Genomic DNA, 19,521 nt, shown 5'->3' with positions numbered 1-19,521 from the left:
GTCGTACAGCCTTTCTGCTGGTGTGGGGGCGCGGCGGTGGTCATGCGGAGGCCTTCACGACGCTCCAGCCCCCGTCGACGAGGAGGCTGGAGCCGGTGATGAAGGAGGCTTCGTCGGCGCTGAGGAACGCGATGGCCGCGGCCACTTCCTCGGGGGTGCCGAAGCGGCGGGCCGCGGTCTCGGCGATGCTGCGCTGCCGCTCCTCGGGCGGCACCCGGTCCCAGGCGGCGGTGAGGACCGGGCCCGGCAGGACGGCGTTGACGCGGATCTCGGGCCCGTACTCGACGGCGAGTTGGCCGCACAGGGACAGCAGGGCTCCCTTGGACGCGGCGTAGGCGGGGTGCCCGGGGATGCCCATGCGCGCGTGGACGGACGAGGTCAGCACCGCCGCTCCTCGCCGGTCCCGCAGATCGGGCAGCACCGCCCGGAAGCCGAGGAAACTCGCGGTGAGATTGACGGAGAGCTGCCGCTGCCACGACTCCAGGTCCAGCTCGTGCGCCGGTGCCACGTCCACGGTGTAGGCGTTGCTGACGAGGACGTCCACGGGCCCGAAGTCGTGGGCGGCGGCCACGATCCGGCGCCAGTCTTCCTCCGACGCCACGTCGGCCCGCACGAATCGGGCTCGGCCGCCGTCCTTCGCGATCCGTTCCGCCACCGCCGCGCCACGCTCCTCCGCCACATCGGCGAGCACGACGGCGGCTCCCTCCTCGGCCAGGCGTACGGCGGTGGCGGCGCCGATGCCGGAGGCCGCGCCGGTGACCACGGCCGTACGGCCGGTGAAGCGGTCCATCGTGGGGTCGACTCCTTTGTGAGCGTCCTTCGTGAGCTTCGTGAGCTGGGACAGGCCGTGCGGGAAACATATGCGGCTCACTGACGTGTCAGTACCACCAGGTCGGCATCATGATCGGCACTCCAGGTGAAAGGCAGCCCGTAGTGCAGCAGATGGGCTCCGCTGTACGCCGTCCCCGTCGCCGTGTCCCGATAGCGCGCCGCCGGGTCCAGCGCCCGCAGCCGGAGCCGGTCGGGGCGTCCGGGCACGAGCGGGGCACCGTCGAGGCGCCCGGTGCTCAGCGCGGCGACGACCGTGCGGTCGCCGAAGTCGTACTGCACACCGCAGGTGGTGTCCGCCGGGGTGCCGAGCAGCCGGACCTCTCCGTGGTGGAGGACCTCACGCACCTCCTTGTAGCGGGCGATCCACCGAGCGGCCTCGGCCCGCTGGTCCGGTGTCCATGCACGCAGGTCGGCCCCCACTCCCAGTACTCCGCACATGGCGTTCACGAAGCGGAACGCGAGGCTGCGCGGGCGCGGGTCGAAGACGCCCGGGGCGTCGGTGACCCAGGAGCTCATCACGTGCGGTGCGTGGGCGTGCAGGAAGCCGTGCTGGACAGTCAGCCGGTCCAGCGGGGCGGTGTTGTCGCTGGGCCAGACGACGTCGGTGCGGGCCAGCGTCGCGTGGTCGGTGCGGCCGCCGCCGCCCGCGCAGCCTTCGACGGTGACGTCGGGGTGAGCGGTGCGCAGGTGGTCCAGCACGCGCAGGTATCCGGCGACGTGCTCCGCGTCCAGGTCGACGGGGCCGACGGCACCGGGGCGGCCGCGTTCGGTGGGCGGGCGGTTCATGTCCCACTTCAGGTAGCCGATGTCGTACGTGCCGAGGAGCCGGTCCAGGGTGCCGATCACGAAGTCCTGGACGTCGGTGCGGCCGAGGTCGAGCAGGAGCTGGTTGCGGACCAGGCGGGCGGGACGGCCGTCGATCCGGTAGACCCAGTCGGGGTGTTCGGCGTGGAGACGGCTTCCGGGGCTGACCGCCTCGGGCTCGATCCACAGACCGAAGTCCAGGCCCAGGCCACGCACCTCTCCGACGAACCGGTCGAACCCCTGTGGAAATGCCTCCGGGTCCGGATACCAGTCGCCGAGTCCACCGGTGTCATCGCTGCGGCCGGTGAACCAGCCGTCGTCCACCACGAACAGCTCGGCGCCGATGTCCGCGGCCGCCTTGGCCAGTTCGAGCTGTCCGGCGGCGTCGACGTCGAAGCCGGTGGCCTCCCAGGAGTTGTAGAGGACCTTGCGGGTGCGCCGCAGGCGGTCGCCGGCGAGGTGGCGGTCGTAGCGGTGCCAGACGCGGGACAGGCCGTCAAGTCCGTCCGGGCTGAACGCGCAGGCGAGGCGGGGTGTGGTGAGGGTGGCGCCGGGTGCCAGCACGACCGCTCCCTCGTGCGGCACCCGCCCGGCACGGACCCGGATCGCGCCGCCGGGTTCGGCTTCGGCGGTGATGTGCCAGTTGCCGGGCCACTCCAGGGCCACACCGTAGGCGGGGGCGGCGTCCGTCGTGCCGTCCTGCACGGCGAGCCAGGGTGCGTAGGCGTGACCGGGCGCGCCCTGGGTGCTGCCCATGGTGAACGTGCCCCTGGCCAGGTCGAGTTGGGTGCGCTGGAACTCCTGGGACCACTGGCCGGTGAGGTAGGTGAGGCGTGCTCCCGCGGTGACGGGGACGTTCACGGCGGCCGAGTCGATGCGCTCGAGGCGCAGCTCCTCCGTTCCGGTGCAGGTGAGTTCGGTCCAGCGGTGCAGGACGTCGGTGCCCGGCACGGTGGCGTAGCACAGGGTGGTGCGCAGTCCGAGGACGTCGTCGACGAAGGTCAGCCGCAGGTTGTGTTCGTCCGCCTGTGCTCCGGCGAAGGTCCACCAGGTGCCGCGTTCGTGGCCGGGGCGGCTCGCAATGAGGTCGGCTCCGTTGAACGGCCGCAGCCCGTGCGGCAGGTACTCGGCGGGGGCGACGTCGGCGGGCGTGATGAAGTGGGTGCGGCGCGACCAGTCGAGCGCCGACGGTCCCGTCTCGGCGCCGTGCGGTCCCCAGGCGTCCAGTTCGGCCCAGGGGCCGTCCGGGGACAGGCGGACGGTGTAGCTGGTGTGCTCGGTGCGCAGGGTCCAGCGCTGGTACGGCGTCACTTGACTGCTCCGAGGTTCAGTCCGGCCACGAAGTGGCGCTGGAAGCGCAGGAAGACGGCGACGGTGGGGGCGGCGGCGATGACGGAGCCGGCGGCGATCACGTTCCACATGGACACGTACTGTCCCTGGAGTCCGATGAGGGCGGCGGTGATCGGCATCTTGGTGTCGCTGCGCAGCACGGTGATCGCCCACAGCAGGTCGTTGAAGATCCAGGTGAACGACAGGGCGCTGAGCGCGGCGAGGGCGGGCCGGGTCAGCGGCAGGATGATCCGCCAGAAGACCTGCCAGGGCCCGGCGCCGTCGACGACGGCCGCCTGCTGGATCTCGACGGGGATGGCACGCATGAACCCTTGCAGGACGAAGACGTAGAAGCCGACGCCGAAGCCGACCTGCACGCCGATCAGGGCGGGCAGGGTGTCGTAGACGCCCATCATCTCGCTCAGCTTGGAGACGGGGATGAGCAGGATCTGCGGCGGGAGCAGGTTGCCGCCGAGCATGAGCAGCAACAGAAAGCGGCGCAGGGGAAGTTCGTAGCGGCTGAGGGCGAACGCGGCCATGGCCGCCAGGGCCAGCGTCACCAGGACGCACGGGACGGTGACGATCAGGCTGTTGATCAGGGCGCGCTGCTGGCCGCCGTCGACCCAGGCCAGACGGAAGTTGTCCAGGGTGAAGGAGCGGGGCCAGCTGCCCAGTCCGTGGGCGGCGATGTCGTCGAAGGAGCGCAGGCTGGTCACCAGGACCAGGAGGATGGGCAGCAGCCACAGCACCGCGAGCGCACCGGCCGAGAGGTGGAATCCGGCGGTGGCGGTACGGCGGCGGCGCAGCGCGGCGGAGGTGCGGGTGGTCGCCATCAGTCGGCCTCCCGGAAGGCGCGCACGAGGTAGGAGGCGATGACGCCGAACGCCAGCAGGAAGATGACGACGGCCAGGGCGGAGCCGTATCCGAGCCGCAGGGACTGGAAGGCGGTCGAGTACATGTAGGTGCTCAGCAGTTCGGACGAGTGGTAGGGACCGCCGCGGGTCAGCGACCACACGACGTCGAAGGAGCGCAGCGAGTCGATGATGATGACGGACAGAACGACCGCGTTGACGCTGCGCAGTTGGGGCAGGGTGACGTGGCGGAAGCGCTGCCAGGGTCCGGCGCCGTCGACCTTGGCGGCCTCGTACAGGGCCGGGTCGATGCCTTTGAGGCCGGCGAGGTACAGGACCATCACATAGCCGATCTGCCGCCACAGTGCGGGCACGATGACCGCGTACAGGGCGGTGTCCTGGTCGGCGAGCCAGGCGTGCCGCAGGCTGCCGAGGCCGACCGATTCCAGGAGCTGGTTGAGGACGCCGTCGGGCTGGTAGATGGCCTGCCAGACCAGGGCGGTGGCGACCAGGGAGAACACGACGGGCAGGAACAGGGCGGCACGGTAGAAGCCGACGCCGCGCCGCTCCTGCTGGAGCAGCAGCGCGGCGGCGAGGCCCAGCAGCGCGGACAGGCCGCCGAACAGCGCCAGCCACAGCACGGTGTGGCCGACGGCGCCGCGGAAGATGTCGTCGCTCGCCATCTCCCGGAAGTTGTCCAGTCCGATGAACTTCGGCGCCGACACGCCGTCCCAGCTGGTCAGGGCGAGATAGAAGCCCTGGAGCGCGGGCCAGAACACCCACACGGCCTCGGCGAGCAGCGGGACGAGGACGAAGGCGAGCACCAGCGGCGGGGTGCGCCCAGGGCCCCGGCCCCGGCCGCCACGGGACGGCGCCGGAACCGGGAGCTTGCGATGGGGGGCGGTCAGAACGGCCATGTCAGGCGTTCCAGATCTTCTCGGCGTCGCGCTGCCAGTCGGTGAGGATGCTGCCGATCTCCTTGGGCTTGGCGAGGAACTTGGTCAGCGCGGTGTCGGCGGTGGGCTGGAGGGCGTCGCTGGAGTCGCGGTTGAAGAACTGGGTGATCTCGGCCGCCTCCTCGATGTGTGCGCGGCCCTTCTTCACCAGCGGGGTGCCGGCGTCCTTGGCGTCGGGGTGACAGGGCAGGACGGTGCCGGACGATCCCTTGATGTAGATCTCCTGCGACTCGGCGGTGGCGAGGTAGCCCAGCAGATCGAGCACCCCGTCGCGGCGTCCGGTGCGGGCGCCGGCGAAGTAGCCGTCGGTGGGGGCCTCCTCGGCGAGCGGGACCTTCGCGTCGATGACCGGGAAGCGGAAGAAGTCGATGTCGTCGAGGGCATCCTTGGGCGCGGCGTCGGCGAAGAAGGTGCCGATCAGCATCATGCCGCTGCGGCCGTTGAGCAGGGCGGTCGTGGCGTCCTGGAAGGCGCCCGCGGTGCCGTTCGGGTCGAAGTACGGCAGCACTTCCTGCCAGCGGTCGAAGACCTTGCGGACCTCGGGGTCGTCGAAGCGGTGCTTTCCGGCGAGCAGTTCGCGGTGGTAGATCGCGCCGTTGATGCGGATGTCCAGGTAGTCGAACCAGGCGGAGGCCACCCAGGCGGTGTTGCCGCCGGCGCCCAGGCCGATGGGGGCGACGCCCTTGGACTTGAGCTTGTCGCACAGGTCGAGGAATTCGTCCCAGGTCTTGGGTTCGCTCACGTCCCACTTGGCGAAGTTGGACTTCCGGTAGAACATGCCCCACCAGTAGTAGGTGGTGGGGACGAAGACCTTCTTGCCGGAGCTCGCGGTGCACAGCGTGTTCAGCGCCTTGGAGTAACGCTTGAGGTCGGACGAGCCCCAGAGCTCGTCGAGGTCGAGCAGCAGGTCCTTCCCGGCGTAGGCGTCCGCCACCGAGCCGGGGTACCAGGTGTACACGTCGGGCGGGTTGGCGGAGGTCAGGTACGTCGGCAGCTGGGTGCGGAAGGTCTCCGCGGCGACCGTGTTGAGGCTGACGCGCCCGGCTCCCTCCTTCTTGCCGTAGGCGGCGACGATGTCCTCCATGGCCGCCTTGGCCTGCGGTGCGGACAGGTTGGACTGGAGGGTGACCGCGCCCTTGGAGGAGGACTTCGAGGAAGAGGTGGCGGTGACGCAGCCGCTGAGCAGCGCCGTCGTCCCGGCGGCGCCGAGTCCGGCGAGGAAGCGCCGTCGGCTGGGCTGAGGGTTCGTCATGGAGGGCTCCCTGTGGATCCGCGCGGCGGGCCCGGCCCTCCTGACGGCCGGGCCCGTTCGCGGCGGATCCAGGTTCGCGTGGCGCTTCCGCCACGTCAAGATTAATTACTAATTTATTGGAACTGGGTCCGGTGGACGGCCCCGTCCACCCCGCGGAACACGGCGTCGACCGCACCGCCGGGCCCCGCTACCGCCCCGAGCGCGCCGTCGAAGGCTGCGCTGGGGAACTCCTGCCGCTTCGTCCAGCCCTGCCAGGCACCGCCTTCGTGGCGCCGCTGCCAGAGCGTGTAGTCGCCGGCGCGCACGTACAGCACCACGGCGTCTCCCGCGGTGACGAGGGTCGGACTTCCGCTCACGGTCCCGCCGAGGGAGGACCACTGCGACCACTCCCCCGAGGCGTCCCGCGACCGCGTCCAGATGTCGTCCGCCGAGGTGCGTACGGCGACATGGACGCGCCCCTGCGCGTCGACGGCGGCGGACGGCCTGCCGTACGTCGCACGGTCGCCCGGTGCGCCCAGCGACGACCAGCCGGTCGACGGCCCACGCTGCACGATCCGCCCGTCCGCCCCGCGCGCCACGAGGGTCCAGTGCGCGGGGTCGGTGAACGCCACCGACGGCGCGTCGGTCACCTGCCCGCCCAGGCCCTGCCAGTCCCCCCAGCGTCCGCCGGCGAACACCCGCCGGTACACCCGGGAGTCGGCGCCACGCACGAAGACGTCGATCCGGCCGCCGGCGGAGGCGTAGGCGGCCGGCTGGCCGAGGATCTTCCCCCTGGCCGGGCCTCCGAGGTCCGTCGTACGCGCGCTGCCGTAGGCGGCCGCCGTGTGCTGGACGAGGTTCCCGCGCGGTCCGCGGAAGAACGTGGTCAGCGTGTCACCGTCGCGCACGACGGCCGGGCTCGCGCCGGCCTTCTCGCCCAGGCTCGTGCCGGGAAGTGCGTCCTCGCCGGTGAGCTTGAGGAACGCGGTGCCGTGGGCGGGCACCTCGACGGTGTACGACCCGGTGTGCGTGCCGCGATCGGCGCGGGCCCGCAGGTCGCGCACCTTGACCGCCCCGCCCAGCGCCGCATCGGCGAAGTTCACGGTGCGAAGGGCCGGCCGGTCGGAGCGGTTGAGCAGGACGACCGCGCGCCGGCCGTCCCCCGCGAGGACCTTGCTGTACACGTCGCCGACGGAGTCGGTGGCCACCCGGACGCCCTGGACGGCGAGCGGGTCCTGGTTCACGGCGATGATCTCCGGGTTGCGCAGTGTCTCGATCATCGACGCGGGCAGGGTGCGGGGGTCGGAGCCGAGGACGAGCGGCGAGGCCATCTCGGCCCACATCACGAACTGCGTGGTCGACTCCTCCTCCGTCAGCTCCAAGGCGCCGTCCGTCATGCGGCGCATGGGGATGAGGTAGTCGGGGTCGTTGTAGCGGCCGGGCCCCTGCGCCTCGGGGTGCCAGGCGTTGGCGTCCATGTTGCGCAGCACGTTGGGCCACTGGCCCGGGCTCGGCGTGCCCCAGGCGATGTCCGTGCCGGTGCGCCAGGAGTCCGCGATCGTCGGGGCGTAGGCGTAGGTGTTGTGCGCGTCCTGCTCGGGCGTGTGCGGCAGGCCCCAGTCGTCGGTGAGCGGATTGCACAGGTTGAGCAGCATCCTGCGCCCGGACTTGGCGACGGCGTCGCTGAACTCCTTGAACGCGGGTCCCGGATCGAGCTTCTCGCTGATGCCGCACAGGAAGTCGACCTTGATGGCGTCGATCTTCCACTCGGCGAACTGCCGCGCGTCCTCCAGGTAGTGGCCGCGACTGCCGAGTCCGCACATCTTGCCGCCGTCGTAAGTACCGGCGTCGGTGTAGATGCCGGCCTTCAGTCCACGCTTGTGGAGGTAGGAGACCAGGGCCGGGATGCCGGAGGGGAAGCGGTCGGGGTGGGCCGCCAACCGCCCTTGCGTGTCACGGGGGTTGTCGGCCTGCCAGCCGCCGTCCAGCCACACGATGTCGTAGCCGCTGTCACGCAGCCCGCTGCTGACGAGTTTGTCGGCGACGGCGCGGACCTCCTTCTCGGTGGGCGCGCCGAGCCCGTAGTAGGTGTTCCAGCCCATGTACGGCGTCGGGGCGAGACCGCTGTCGTAGTACGCGGGCGCTCCCTGGTCCACAGCGGTGTCCGCGATGGCGGCGGGGACGGCCGACGCGGTCAGGACCACGGCGATCGCGGCCGCGAGGGCGAGCCGGGCGGCCTGTCGGTGTCGGGTTCGCTGTGCGGGTGGGCGTGAAGTCACGTGCCTCTCCCGGAGGTTGGCAAGCAGGAGGAGGTGACGCGGACCGCGCGGATGCCTGGGGCCGGCGGCGTCACGGCGAAGACTGTGTCCCGGGGCCGAAACCCTGTCAATATTTATTACTAATTTAAAGAAACATGTCGCGCGGCGAGCCGGAAGTCTTGACGGAACCAGGTCGGCGGTGCAGTGTTCGGCAGCGTTGTCATCGACCCCTCTGGCAACGTTGTCAGCCATGGTCCCAGGCCGCCTCGTTCACCGGACATCCCTGATCGGAGCCATTGCCCATGCCGGACCTCCCCTCTGTGCCGTCCCGCCGCACCGTTCTCACGGCCGACTCCACCCTCTTCGCTGGTTTCGGCGCGACAACACCACCGGCCAGGAAATCCTGTCCAGTTGCGCCGTCGGATTCGTCATCGAGACCTCCCGCGACAACCAGTCGTGGACGGCCGTGTACCGCACCGACTCCGGCAGGGGCGGCGTCGTGGACATCGCCCTGCCACGGCCTGCCACGGCCCGCTGGGTGCGGATGACCGTGCACAAGCGCTCCAACTCCAATCGACCGTTCCGTGGGGGGCATCACCGCGATGGGCATCGAGCCCGCCTTCATCCCGGTGGTCTGACGGATGTGCCGGACCGGCCGGACCGGAGTGGAATGATCATGGTGTGGCTGGTGTGATCACGGCGTCGGAGCCGTCGCCGTCACCCGGATGGCGCGGTGCACGATCCTCGTGCGCTCGGGCCTCGGCACGCGTATGGGCACGGTCCTCAGCCGCAGCAGCGCCGACGGGGCCCGTGCACGACTCCGCACGCCCGCGTCCGTTGTCGGCCGGTGATCAATGGTCCGCAGCCCGGGGGCTCCGATCGCGCTCGTAACCGCATCGAGGCGACCATGGCAGGAGGAGGCACAGCCGACGTCACAGGCCCGCCGATCCGGGAGGTGGCCACGCTGCACACCCTGTTCCCCATCGTCTTCGCGCTCTGCGCGGCCTTCAGCAACGCCGTCGCGACAGTGCTGCAGCGCAAGGCGGCGCTCACCGTGCCGCGCTCCGAAGGGTTCCGGGCCGGGCTGATGCTCGATCTGCTGCGGCGGCCCGTCTGGCTGTCCGGCATCCTTGCGGTGATCGCCGCCGGTGTCTGCCAGGCGCTGGCGCTGGCGACCGGGCCGCTGACGATCGTGCAGCCGCTGTTCGTGCTGGAGCTGCCGCTCACCCTCATCGTCGCCTCGTTCCTGATGCACCGGCATCTACCGGGCACGGGCTGGCTGGCCGTGACGTTGGTGGTGGCCGGGCTGGCGGTCGCGCTCGCCGCCGCGTCCCCCACCAGCAATCGCACCCATGTGGCGCTGGACCGGTGGATTCCCGCCCTCGCCGTGTGCATGGGGACGGTCGTCGCTCTCGCTCTCGCGGCCCTCCGGCGCCCGGAGGGCCGCGCCCGGGCCGCCTGTCTGGGGGCCGCGACAGCGATCAGTTACGCGGTGACCGCGGCGCTGATGAAGGCCTCCACGCACATCCTCGACGAGCAAGGGCCCGTGGGCTTCTTCTCCGCCTGGCAGACCTACGCATTCGCCGCCACCGGCGTGTGCGCGCTGTTCCTCCTGGAGAACGCGATGCAGGCCGGTCCGCTGGTCGCCTCGCAGCCCGCCCTCACCCTCGGGGACGCGATGGTGAGCCTCGCACTCGGCATCACCCTCTACGAGGAGGAAATCCGCTCCGGGTGGTGGCTGCTGCCCCAGCTGTTCGGTGTCGCGCTGATCGCCGCGGGAGTCCTCGCACTGTCGCGGATTCCACTCACCCAGTCGCTGGTGGCGCCGGACGAGGAGCGCCGGACCGCGGGGGCTCCCTGAGCGGGCCTTCCTCCACTGTGCCTCCCTCCACTGTGCCTCGTAACCCCCGGTGTCACGGCGGTCACCAAGAGCACGAGTGCCGTCCCGGCGCTGCGCGGCAGCGGCCACGAGTGTTGATCGCTTCAGCATCTCTCTGACGACGCCATATACGGACCAAGGAGGTACCGGCCGCCGCGATGGAGTACGTGGCTCAGCAGGTGAAGGTGCCGACGGAGGCGCGGGCGAACTACGACTCGCCGCTGCGCGTACATCCGCTGCTCCAAGCCGCCGCCGGCTGCGGGGACGGCGGCCCAGGCGGGGCGGAGGGCGGCCACGTCGGATCGGCCGACTCAGGAGGCGGCTTCCATGGTGACCTGGTCGGCGGTGGCGAGCCGCTCAATGTCACCGGCGGCCACGTGGCCGAGGATGACCAGGCCGGAGTCGCTGGAGCCACCGTCGCGGTAGTAGATGGCCAGGTTGCCCCAGGGCGCGTAATACGCCAGGTCACCGGCTTTGGCTGCGGCTGCTTCCGGCGCGCCGGAGGTGGACAGCCGGCGGGGCAGATCGGCAATCCTCTCCGTCTGGTGGAAATCGCTCAGATTCAGCGTGAGCGGAAGCAGAGCGGCGAGGTCGCGGGCGGTGGCGCTGTCGTTCAGGGTGGCGTCGACGGGGTGGCCGTCGATGGTCAGGCGGATGTTCATGGCGTTGGTCCTGCCGGAGGGTGCAGTGGGTTCCGGGGCTGACGATGTCCCACGTGGTGCAGGCGCCGAGGACGGCGACGAGTCGTGAGTGCAGGCGGTCACGGCCAGCAGCAGGGCGGCGGCCGGAACCGCACGGGCGAGGGCGGCCGGGGTCATGGGGCGTCCAGGGGTCAGTCGGGCACGGGCTCGGCGTAGTGGCGGAAGCCGTCCCGCTTGTGGTGGATGTCGTACAGGCGCTGGGCCAGGACGTCGGGGCTGCTGTGCTCGGCGTCCGGCCGGATGGCGCCCGGGATGATCAACTGGGCGGCGTGGATGTTCTCCGGGGCGAGGGCGTCGTGGAGCATGCGGGCGTAGGCGCTTTCGGCGGCGAACGCGATCGAGGTGCCGGCCCGGTCGGGGTGGGGGCGTACGGCGCTGCCGCCGTTGACGAACAGGAGCGTGCCGCGGCCGAGGGCGCGCATGCCGGGGAGGGCGGCGTTCACACAGGTGACGGGGCCCTTGACGGAGAAGGCCAGGGGCGCCTCGAGGTCGTCGGCGCTCGTGTCGAGGACCGGCTGCATGAAGTCGGGGCGGGGCACGGGGCTGTACTGGAGGATCTCGATGGGTCCGAGGGCGTCGGACGCCGTCCTCAGGGCCGCGGTGAGGGATGCGGGGTCCAGGACGTCGGCGGCGAAGCCCTGGGCCTGGACGTTGTCGCGGGCCAGCTCGGCCGCCAGCTCCTCCAGGTGCGCGGCGCTGCGGGAGACGAGGGCGACGGTGTGGCCGGCGGCTCCGAAGCGGCGGGCGGTGGCCAGCCCGAGGCCGGGCCCGGCGCCGACGAGAGCGAAGGTGGTCACGGTGACTCCTCCCATCGGAGGGGATCCGTGTGCGGTCAGGGGGTCAGGAGGGCCTTGATGGCGCGGCGCTCGTCCATCGCCTTGTAGCCTTCGGCGACCTGCTCCAGAGGCAGGGCGAGGTCGAAGACCTTGCCCGGGTTGATCCGGCCCGTGAGGACGCGGTCGATCAGGTCGGGCAGGTAGCGGCGCACGGGTGCGGGGCCGCCACGCAGGCCGACGTGGGAGAAGAACAGCTCCTCGCCGTCGATCGCCACATCGTGCGGGACACCGACGAAACCGACGTTGCCGCCGGGCCGGGCGGAGTGCAGAGCCTGCCTCATGGCCTCCGGGGTGCCGACGCACTCCAGCACCGAGTCGGCGCCGATCCCTTCGGTGAGGTCCTTGACGCGGGCGATGCCTTCCTCGCCGCGTTCGCTGATGATGTCGGTGGCACCGAACTCGAGGGCAAGCCGCTGGCGCGGCTCGTGGCGGCTCATGGCGATGATCCGCTCGGCGCCGAGCTCGCGCGCGGCGATGACGCCGCACAGGCCGACCGCTCCGTCGCCGACCACGACGGCGGTCGAGCCGGGCTTGACCTCGGCGGCGAGGGCGGCGTACCAGCCGGTGCCCATCACGTCGGAGACGGCGAGCAGGCTGGGCACGAACTCGTCGGCCGGGTGGTCGTCCGTGGCGACGAGGGTGCCGTGGGCGTTGGGAATGCGGACGTAGTCGGCCTGGCAGGTGCTCATGAACTCGCGGTGCAGGCAGTTGGACTGCCAGCCGTTACGGCAGTTCGCGCAGGTGTTGTCCGAGGTGGCGAAGGAGCCGACCACGAACTGGCCCGGCTTGACCGAGGTGACCTCGCTGCCGACCTCCTCGACGACGCCGACGTACTCGTGCCCCATCGGGTGCGGGTCGCCGATGGGTTCCAGGCCGCGATACGGCCACAGGTCCGAGCCGCACACACAGGTGGCGACCGTGCGGATGACCGCGTCGGTCGGCCGGATGATCTGCGGGTCGTCGAGGTTCTCGAAACGTACGTCGCCGGGGGCGTGGATGACTGCTCCGCGCATGATGGTGCTTCTTTCGGTGCGAGGGTCGGTGTGCCGCGGCCGGTATCAGGAATGGCTGCTCACGGTCGAGACTCACACCTGAGGCCAGGCGCGAAAAGCGGAGAGATACATCCGGGGACGGAAACATCCTGGGAGTAAATTCTCCCTCCTTTCCCGGGTGGGATCGGTGCCATGCTGGGCAGCATGACCGGCAACGTTCCCCTCAACGAGCTGGGAGAATTCCTCAAGAAGCGCCGCTCGGAGCTGAGCCCGCGCACCGTCGGGCTGCCCGAGACCGGCGGGCCCCGCCGGGTGGCCGGGCTGCGCCGCGAGGAGGTCGCCCAGCTCGCCAGCATCAGCACCGACTACTACACCCGCCTCGAGCAGGGCCGCATGCAGGCATCCACGCCCGTGCTGGACACGCTCGCCCGGGTACTGCACCTGGACGACGACGAGCGGGGCTACCTCTTCCAGCTCGCCGGCAAGACCACCACCCGCACCCGGCGCCGCGGTCGGCAGAAGGTCCAGCCGCAGCTGCAGCGGGTCCTGGACGACCTCACCGCCACCCCGGCCATCGTGCAGGGCCGGCGCGGGGACATTCTGGCCTGGAACGCGCTGGCCGCAGCCCTGGTCACCGATTTCTCCCGCATACCGGAAAAGCACCGCAACTACCCGCGGATCCAGTTCACGGATCCGGCGATGCGCACCCTGTACGCCGACTGGGAGGCCTCCGCGCAGATCTCCGTGGCCCAGCTTCGGATGGAGGCCGCCAAGTATCCCGAGGACCCCCGCCTGATCGAGCTGGTCGGTGAACTGTCCACGCGTGATGAGCAGTTCGCCCGGTGGTGGGGCGATCACCGTGTCGCCGCCCGCACCGTGGGGACGAAGACCCTCAACCATCCGGTCGTCGGTGAGCTCGTCCTGGACTGGGACACCCTCACCGCCAACACCGACCCCGACCAGCACCTGACCGTCTGGACCGCCGCGCCCGGCTCCCCCACCCACGAGCGGCTGCGCATCCTCGCCTCCTGGGCCGCCGACCAGAACCTGGCCGCCTCACCCTCCCTCACCTGACGACGACCGGCGGTCGGCGGATCGGAGCTGTGCTCCGGCGTAGGGCGGGCCGCCTCCGTGGCCGCTTCGAGACGCATCTGCAACACCCCGTGTCGCACGTTCCGGTGCTCTGTGCCGTCACAGTCGCAGAAGGCCACGTCAACAGACGTCGGCGTCAACCGACCGAGGGGGCACGGATGATGGAGTGGTACGAGCGCCACCGGAGCCGGCGGCTGCGCGGCACGCTGCTCGCACTCACGGCGGCGGGGGGCCTGCTGCTCACCGGCTGCGGCGCGAGCGACACCGGCGACAACAGCCGCGCCTCGGACGCGAGCGAGCACAACTCCGGGTTCCCCGCCCCACTACCCGCCCCCGACCGCAGCCAAGGGACCGGCGAGCAGCAGGACGACACCGACTCCCGCGAGGTCGCCCCCTCCCCCGACTACCTCTCCACCTTCGCCCTCGACGTGGACACCGCCTCCTACGGATACGCCCGCCGCGCCCTCGCCGAGGGCAGGCTGCCCGACCCGTCGACGATTCGCCCCGAGGAGTTCGTCAACAGCTTCCGCCAGGACTACGAACGCCCCGACGGCGACGGCTTCACGGTCACCGTCGACGGCGCCCGCACCGACGAGGAGAACTGGTCCCTGATCCGCGTGGGCCTCGCCACGCGCAGCGCCGAACAGGCCGGTGAACGCCCGCCCGCCGCCCTGACGTTCGTCATCGACATCTCGGGCTCCATGGCTGAACCGGGCCGCCTCGACCTCGCCCGGCAGTCCCTGTCCGTGATGACGGACCGGCTGCGCGACGACGACTCGGTCGCGATCGTCACCTTCAGCGACGAGGCCGAGACCGTGCTCCCCATGACGCGCCTGGACGGCCGTCGCGGCGAGATCCACGAGGCCATCGACAGTCTGGAGCCCACCGACTCCACCAACCTCGGCGCGGGCGTCGAGACCGGATACGCCACCGCGGTCGAGGGTCTGCGCGAGGGCGCCACCAACCGGGTCGTCCTGGTCTCCGACGCGCTCGCCAACACCGGCGACACCGACCCGGACGCGATCCTGGAGCAGATTGCCACTGAACGCCGCGAGCACGGCATCACCCTGTTCGGCGTCGGCGTCGGCAGCGACTACGGCGACGCCCTGATGGAACGCCTCGCCGACCGGGGAGACGGCCACACGGTCTATGTCTCGAACACCGAGGACGCCCGGGAGGTGTTCTGCGAACAGCTCCCGCAGAACATCGAACTGACGGCCCGCGACGCCAAGGCCCAGGTCGCCTTCGACCCCGAGACGGTCGCCGAGTTCCGCCTCGTCGGCTACGACAACCGCCACGTCGCCGACGACGACTTCCGCGACGACCGCGTCGACGGCGGCGAAGTCGGCCCCGGTCACACCGTCACCGCCCTGTACGCGGTGCGCACCGAACCCGGCGCCGACGGCCACCTCGCCACTGCCACCGTCCGCTGGCTCGACCCCGACACGCGCGCTCCGCACGAGGAGTCCGGCGCTCTGGAGGCCGGCGCCCTCGATGACTCCGTCTGGAGCGCCGGCCGGGGCCTCCAGGTCACGGCCACGGCCGCCTACTTCGCCGACGCTCTCCGCCGCTCCTCCGACCACCGCTACGGCTCCCTGCCCGGCGCCCCGCATCTGGACGAACTCTCAGAGCGGGCGTACACGTTGGCGTACAGGACGGAGGACGAGGACGTGCAGCAGCTGGCTGACGCGATAGAGACGGCGAGCCACCTGAGGTGAACCGGACCGACCCATTGACCTTCCCTTACGCACGAGTAAGTTGACTTTGGAGTAAGTGCGGACGACAGCACGCCATCCTCAGCCGCGACCGGGAGCCGTCATGGGCGTACGCAGGGATCTGAAGCGGGCGCAACAGCGCACCGACCTGGCGACCCGCACGAGGACCGAGATCATCAGGGACGAGCGCGGGGTCGTACGCGAGGTCCGTGCGGCTCCCCTCGCGCCGAGGGCGACGACCGGCAGCACCGCCGACATCCCGTTCACCAACGCCGCCCAGGCCCCCGACACTGTGGTCCTGCGCCGCAAGCAGCACGGGGCCTGGCAGCCCGTGACCGCGGCGGCCTTCGCCCGTGAGGTCACCGCCGTGGCCAAGGGGTTGATCGCCGCCGGTCTCGAACCGGGCGGGCGGATCGCGGTGATGTCCCGCACCCGCTACGAGTGGACGGTCCTGGACTTCGCGATCTGGGCCGCCGGTGGCCAGACCGTCCCGGTCTACGCCACCTCCTCCGCCGAACAGGTGGAGTGGATCATCCGCGACTCGGGCACCCGCTTCGTCATCACGGAAACCGCCGAGAACGCCACGACCGTCAGGGCCGGCACGGCAGGTCACCCCCAGCCGCCACGCATCTGGCAACTGGACACGGACGGCCTCGACGACCTCACCGCTCTCGGCCAGGACGTCCCCGACGAGGAGGTCACCAAGCGCCGTACGGCCCTGACCCCCGACACCCCCGCGACCGTCTGCTACACCTCGGGCACCACCGGCCGGCCGAAGGGCTGCGTCCTCACCCACGCCAACCTGCATGCCGAGGCCGCCAACACGGTCGAGCTGCTGCACCCCATGTTCAGGGATCTCACCGGTCAGACCGCCTCCACCCTGCTCTTCCTCCCACTCGCCCACATCCTCGGCCGCGCCCTCCAGATCGCCTGCCTGATGGCCCGCATCGAGATCGGCCACTGCCCGAGCATCAAGCCCGACGACCTCCGCCCGGCGTTCAAGGAGTTCCGCCCGACCTTCCTGGTCGGCGTCCCCTACCTCTTCGAGAAGATCCACGACACCGGCCGCGCCACCGCGGAGAAGCTCGGCCGCGGCGCCTCCTTCGACCGTGCGCACCGGATCGCAGTGCGCTTCGGCGAGGCGTACCTCGCCAGGTTCCTCGACAAGGGCAAGGGCCCCGGCCCCGGCCTGTACGCCGCCTGGGCTCTGTACGACCTGCTGGTCTACCGCCGTGTCCGCAAGGAACTCGGCGGCCGCATGCGCTACGCCATCAGCGGCGGTTCCCCGCTCGACCGCGACCTCAACCTGTTCTTCTACGCTGCCGGAATCATCGTCTACGAGGGCTACGGCCTGACCGAGACCACCGCCGCCGCCACTATCGTCCCGCCCCTCGGCCCCCGCCCCGGCACGGTGGGCCTCCCCGTCCCCGGCACCGCCGTCCGCATCGCCGACGACGACGAGGTCCTCGTCAAGGGCGGCATCGTCTTCGGCTCGTACCTCGACAACCCGGCCGCCACGGACGCCGTCCTGACCGACGGCTGGTTCGCCACCGGCGACCTCGGCGCCCTCGACGAGGACGGCTACCTCACCATCACCGGCCGCAAGAAGGACATCATCGTCACCTCCGGCGGCAAGAACGTCTCCCCCGCCGTCCTGGAGGACCGCCTGCGCAGCCGCCCGCCCGTCGGCCAGTGCCTCGTCGTCGGCGACAACCGCCCCTTCGTCGCCGCCATCGTCACCCTCGACCCCGAGGCCGTCGCCCACTGGCTCGCGGTCCGCAAACTGCCCGCCGACACGCCGATGTCCGAGATCGTCCGCGACCCGCGGATGCGCGCCGACGTCCAGAAGGCCGTCGACCACGCCAACCAGGCCGTCTCACGCGCCGAGTCGATCCGCGCCTTCACCCTGGTCGAGGGCGAGTTCACCGAGGACAACGGGCTGCTGACCCCGTCCATGAAAGTGAAACGCCAGGCGGCGATGGCAGCGTACGCGCAGGAGATCGAGGCGCTGTACGCATCGGGGCGCTGACACCCGAGGCGGGGTGGCCGTGCGGTCACCGCCGTCCCGCGTACAACTCCCGGGTCGCCGTCGTGAACCGGGCCAGCGCGTCCGGCAGCGGGTCGATGCCGATGCCCGGGGCGGTGGGTACTGGCAGGTGGCCGTCCTGGAGGACGAACGGTTCGGTGATGTCCTCGGCGAAGTACCGGCTGGAGGCGGAGGTGTCGCCGGGGAGGGTGAAGCCCGGGAGGGCGGCGAGCGCCAGGTTGGGGGCGCGGCCGATGCCCGTCTCCAGCATTCCGCCGCACCACACCGGCACGCCGTGGGCGGCGGCCACGTCGTGGATGCGACGGGCTTGCGGATAGCCGCCGACGCGGGCCGGTTTGACGTTGACGACCCGGCAGGCGTCCATCGCGATCGCGGACGCCGCGTCGCGCGCGGAGTGGATCGACTCGTCGAGACAGACCGGGGTGGCCAGACGCCTCTGGAGCTGGGCGTGGGCGTGGATGTTGTTCTCCTCCAGCGGCTCCTCGATCAGCAGCAGCCCGAAGTCGTCGAGCTTACGGAGGTGTTCGGCGTCGGCGAGCGTGTAGGCGGTGTTGGCGTCCACCTGGAGCGGGAGTTGGTCGCCGAAGCGTTCGCGTACGGCGCGCACCGGCTCGACGTCCCAGCCCGGCTCGATCTTCAGCTTGATGCGGATGTAGCCCTCGGCGAGGTACCGCTCGACGTCGTCGAGCAGTTCGGGTACGGAGTTCTTGATGCCGACCGAGACCCCGGCGGGCACCCGTTCGTGGACGGAGCCGAGAAAGGTCGCGAGTGACATGCCGTAGGCGCGCAGTTCGGCGTCCAGGAGGGCGGTTTCCAGGGCGGCCTTGGCCAGTTCGTGGCCCTTGACGGAGGCCATCGCGGGGGCGACGGCCGCGGTCGTCGGCTCGGGCAGGGCGGCGACGCGCGGCAGCAGGAAGTCCCGGATGACGATCTCGGCGCCGGCGACGAACTCCGAGCAGTACAGCGGCTCGGGGTCGGCAGCGAACTCCGACCAGCCCTCGGCCTCGTCGGTCACCACGTGCAGCAGGAAGGTGTCCTTGCTGGTCATCGTCCCGAAGGAGGTACGGAACGGGGTGACGAGCGGGAGGGCGACGTGGAGCAGTTCGACGCGTTCGAGCTTCATGCCTGCTCCTCGGGGGACGGGCGGGTCAGCAGGTACCAGCCGTCACGAGACATGGCCGTCGCGCGCAGGCCCTCTGCGTACGCCTCGGTGAAGACCTCGCGCACGGCGTGCCTCCAGTCGAGCGCGAGCGCCGGATCGGCGGCGCGCAGCGCGACCATGTCCTCGGGCACGCGGCACCACACCCTGTCCGCGTCGCGCAGAGCGAGCGGGCCGCCGTCCGGTGCCCGGCGAACGACGTCGGCGGCGGAGCGGCCCTCGACGGGGTCGTCCGTCCGCGCGGTCCCCGTCACCAGGTCCCACACCACGGTGAGCCGGTCGCTCTCGTCGCCGTTGTTCACGCCGTCGCTCATCGGCCCGTAGAAGTCGACCAGGTACTCGCTGCCGACGGCGCCCAGCTTGACCAGGTTGAAGCGGACGTTGCGGCTGACCAGCGGGTCGAAGGTCCAGCGCATGGTGGTGGCGCCCCGCTCCAGCGCCCACAGCCGCTGCGCCTGCTTGACCGCAAAGCCGACACCCCGGCCGGACGCGGTCGCCGCCGCCACGAACGAGTACACGTCCCGCTCGGCGGGTGGCCCGAACACCGCCACCGCCGCCCCGGCGAGCACTTCGCCCGACGGCCCGGTGGAGTACGCCGCGTGCACCGCGCCTCCGGAGTGCACCAGGCTGTGCAACACCTCCGAGGGGTAGGGCGGGGTGGCGCGCGGCGTCTGCCACACATCCGCGAAGAAGTCGGCCACGGCACGGATACCGGCCACAGTGTGCACGGTACGGACCGTGACCCCGGCGGCACGGGCCGCGCCCTCGGCGAGGGCGCCCACGTTCGGTGTACCGGCCGCCGCCCCGGACCCGGCGGCGGAGATCGTCACAGGTGTCATG

15 protein-coding genes are annotated in these 19,521 nt (G+C 71.1%); 4 read left to right on the top strand and 11 right to left on the bottom strand.

Going from position 1 to position 19,521, the window contains the following annotated elements; translation table 11 throughout:
* Positions 1-40: 40 nt before the first annotated feature.
* From ACKTSN_RS45685 to ACKTSN_RS45660, 6 genes are all read right to left on the bottom strand, one after another.
* A complete protein-coding gene (locus ACKTSN_RS45685; RefSeq protein ID WP_409475092.1) occupies positions 41-790 on the bottom strand; it encodes an SDR family NAD(P)-dependent oxidoreductase in 750 nt (249 codons plus the stop codon).
* Positions 791-867: 77 nt separating this feature from the next.
* Positions 868-2,946, bottom strand: coding sequence for an alpha-galactosidase (locus ACKTSN_RS45680; protein ID WP_409474453.1), 2,079 nt, complete (start codon positions 2,944-2,946; stop codon positions 868-870).
* Entirely contained in the window at positions 2,943-3,797 is an 855-nt protein-coding gene (locus ACKTSN_RS45675) for a carbohydrate ABC transporter permease (protein ID WP_409474452.1), read from the bottom strand. The genes ACKTSN_RS45680 and ACKTSN_RS45675 overlap by 4 nt, the downstream gene beginning before the upstream one ends.
* Positions 3,797-4,732: a carbohydrate ABC transporter permease gene (locus ACKTSN_RS45670; RefSeq protein WP_409474451.1), complete on the bottom strand. Its 936-nt coding sequence runs from the start codon at positions 4,730-4,732 to the stop codon at positions 3,797-3,799. Before ACKTSN_RS45670 ends, ACKTSN_RS45675 begins: the two co-directional genes overlap by 1 nt.
* Before the next feature lies 1 nt (position 4,733).
* Positions 4,734-6,023, bottom strand: a complete 1,290-nt coding sequence (locus tag ACKTSN_RS45665) for an ABC transporter substrate-binding protein (RefSeq protein ID WP_409474450.1) — start codon at positions 6,021-6,023, stop codon at positions 4,734-4,736.
* 113 nt (positions 6,024-6,136) lie between these two features.
* Positions 6,137-8,281, bottom strand: coding sequence for a glycoside hydrolase family 27 protein (locus tag ACKTSN_RS45660; protein ID WP_409474449.1), 2,145 nt, complete (start codon positions 8,279-8,281; stop codon positions 6,137-6,139).
* A 943-nt stretch (positions 8,282-9,224) separates the two neighbouring features.
* On the opposite strand from ACKTSN_RS45660, the gene ACKTSN_RS45655 reads away from it, so the two are divergent.
* The gene (locus ACKTSN_RS45655; RefSeq protein ID WP_409475091.1) at positions 9,225-10,121 is read left to right on the top strand and encodes a DMT family transporter; all 897 of its coding nucleotides are present in this window, start codon (positions 9,225-9,227) and stop codon (positions 10,119-10,121) included.
* 329 nt (positions 10,122-10,450) lie between these two features.
* Here ACKTSN_RS45655 and ACKTSN_RS45650 read toward each other — a convergent pair whose 3' ends face one another.
* The 3 genes from ACKTSN_RS45650 to ACKTSN_RS45640 form a co-directional block, all read right to left on the bottom strand.
* Positions 10,451-10,801: a cyclophilin-like fold protein gene (locus tag ACKTSN_RS45650; RefSeq protein ID WP_409474448.1), complete on the bottom strand. Its 351-nt coding sequence runs from the start codon at positions 10,799-10,801 to the stop codon at positions 10,451-10,453.
* A 170-nt stretch (positions 10,802-10,971) separates the two neighbouring features.
* On the bottom strand, positions 10,972-11,637 hold the full coding sequence (locus ACKTSN_RS45645; protein ID WP_409474447.1) for an SDR family NAD(P)-dependent oxidoreductase: 666 nt from the start codon (positions 11,635-11,637) through the stop codon (positions 10,972-10,974).
* 35 nt (positions 11,638-11,672) lie between these two features.
* The gene (locus ACKTSN_RS45640; protein WP_409474446.1) at positions 11,673-12,689 is read right to left on the bottom strand and encodes a zinc-dependent alcohol dehydrogenase family protein; all 1,017 of its coding nucleotides are present in this window, start codon (positions 12,687-12,689) and stop codon (positions 11,673-11,675) included.
* Positions 12,690-12,860: 171 nt separating this feature from the next.
* On the opposite strand from ACKTSN_RS45640, the gene ACKTSN_RS45635 reads away from it, so the two are divergent.
* From ACKTSN_RS45635 to ACKTSN_RS45625, 3 genes are all read left to right on the top strand, one after another.
* Positions 12,861-13,742, top strand: coding sequence for a helix-turn-helix domain-containing protein (locus ACKTSN_RS45635; protein ID WP_409474445.1), 882 nt, complete (start codon positions 12,861-12,863; stop codon positions 13,740-13,742).
* Between the two features lie 179 nt (positions 13,743-13,921).
* On the top strand, positions 13,922-15,478 hold the full coding sequence (locus ACKTSN_RS45630; RefSeq protein WP_409475090.1) for a vWA domain-containing protein: 1,557 nt from the start codon (positions 13,922-13,924) through the stop codon (positions 15,476-15,478).
* 100 nt (positions 15,479-15,578) lie between these two features.
* Complete coding sequence (locus tag ACKTSN_RS45625; RefSeq protein ID WP_409474444.1) at positions 15,579-17,504, top strand: AMP-dependent synthetase/ligase; 1,926 nt, start codon at positions 15,579-15,581, stop codon at positions 17,502-17,504.
* Between the two features lie 25 nt (positions 17,505-17,529).
* On the opposite strand, the gene menC is transcribed toward ACKTSN_RS45625, so the two are convergent.
* Together menC and ACKTSN_RS45615 are read right to left on the bottom strand one after the other, a co-directional pair.
* A complete protein-coding gene (gene menC, locus ACKTSN_RS45620) occupies positions 17,530-18,645 on the bottom strand; it encodes an o-succinylbenzoate synthase (protein ID WP_409474443.1) in 1,116 nt (371 codons plus the stop codon).
* Complete coding sequence (locus ACKTSN_RS45615; RefSeq protein WP_409474442.1) at positions 18,642-19,520, bottom strand: chorismate synthase; 879 nt, start codon at positions 19,518-19,520, stop codon at positions 18,642-18,644. Before ACKTSN_RS45615 ends, menC begins: the two co-directional genes overlap by 4 nt.
* Between the last annotated feature and the right edge of the window lies 1 nt (position 19,521).

Origin of the sequence: Streptomyces flavusporus (assembly GCF_046267975.1) — a bacterium.
GTDB lineage: Bacteria > Actinomycetota > Actinomycetes > Streptomycetales > Streptomycetaceae > Streptomyces > Streptomyces flavusporus.
The sequence above is the reverse complement of the archived record's forward strand: the minus strand, read 5'-3'. Positions and strand labels throughout refer to the sequence as shown.